The organism is Enterobacter sp. SECR19-1250, assembly GCF_013391025.1.
GTDB classification, from domain to species: domain Bacteria; phylum Pseudomonadota; class Gammaproteobacteria; order Enterobacterales; family Enterobacteriaceae; genus Enterobacter; species Enterobacter cloacae.
Window position 1 is genome coordinate 1 of the sequence record NZ_JACASJ010000255.1, and the last position, 1367, is coordinate 1367.

Annotated in this window: 1 protein-coding gene; it reads left to right on the forward strand. The window is 49.4% G+C overall.

Annotated features, from left to right (window positions below; genetic code table 11):
• Nucleotides 1-84 precede the first annotated feature (84 nt).
• Nucleotides 85-1107 (forward strand): IS110 family transposase, encoded by a 1023-nt coding sequence (locus HX884_RS26415; RefSeq protein ID WP_000156887.1) that lies wholly within the window; start codon nucleotides 85-87, stop codon nucleotides 1105-1107.
• Nucleotides 1108-1367: the final 260 nt, after the last annotated feature.

Sequence of the window (1367 nt, forward strand, 5' to 3'; positions counted from 1 at the left end):
CGAATGGAAGGGACTTCCCCTGATTATGCGCCTGATTAACTCTTGTGCAATCATGGGGTACACATCGTCCCGGAGGAATTCGTTATGACTATCACGACTGTCGGTATCGATCTTGCTAAAAATGTGTTTGCTGTTCACGGTGTTGATCAAAATGGTAGAACTGTTCTGGTTAAGCCTAAAGTATCGCGTGCTGCACTTCCTGAGTTAATTGCAAGTTTGCCTCCCTGTGTTATCGGGATGGAAGCATGCTCCGGGGCTCACTACTGGGCAAGATTGTTTCGGCAGTATGGTCATGAGCCACGTCTGATGGCTGCTAAGTTTGTATCGCCTTATCGTATGGCCGGAAAATCAGGAAAAAATGATGCAGCTGATGCTCAGGCTATCTGTGAAGCTGTTCGTCGTCCGCATATGCGGTTCGTACCAGTGAAAGACGAAAGCCAGCAGGCCATGCAGTGTTTACATCGTACCCGTCAGGGTTTTATCGAAGAGAAAACAGCAACGTATAATCGTCTGCGAGGATTGATATCTGAATTCGGTGTCATCGCGCCACAAAGTGCTGATGCCCTGCGCCACATGGTTTCTGTGCAGAAGAGCTCTTTACCGCTTCAGGTTCAGCAATGTGTTGATGATTTGATGGAACACGTTGATCGCATTGAAGCTAACATCACTGAATATGACCGAATTTTGTCCCACATAGCCAAAACAGATCATCGCAGTCAGCGGCTGATGGAGCTAAAGGGCGTTGGTCCCACAACGGCCTGTGCACTGGTCGCCAGTATCGGTAATGCACATGATTTTAAAAATGGACGTCAACTGGCAGCCTGGCTGGGGCTGACGCCATCACAATACAGCAGCGGGGGAAAGTCGAAACTCGGCAGGATCACAAAAGCCGGTGATTCGTATCTGCGAACGCTTCTGGTTCAGGGGGCTCGTTCAGTGCTTATTGGCGCCGGGAAAAGGACTGACTCATTCAGCCGTTGGGTTTGTATGTTGGTTGAGCGCAGAGGGTACTGGCGGGCTGTTGTGGCCATCGCCGCCAAAAATGCGCGGCTGTGTTGGGCATCACTACATTACGGTGATGATTTCCGGCTGTACTCAGTCAACTAAAGCTCGAAGCTGTATAACCATCTGACCTGCAATTCGTTGATGATAAAGGGTTAGACCCCGTGAGGCCTATCTGGCTATTGTACAGGATATACGTATCCGCTTAACGAACAAGAACCTCACGCGCGTCTTTCATCAGGGCCCGAATCGATGACGATTCATCATGGCCGTTTATAGTACCGCAGTCTCTCCCCTTTATTTTTACTGAAGAGCAGACAGAAACCATAAATACCGGCTTTGACATGCCGGGGAAGTCCTTATAG

Bases quoted from the DNA above. Each gene is read 5' to 3' on its own strand.
- HX884_RS26415 (WP_000156887.1), top strand. From the start codon at position 85: ATGACTATCACGACTGTCGGTATCGATCTTGCTAAAAATGTGTTTGCT.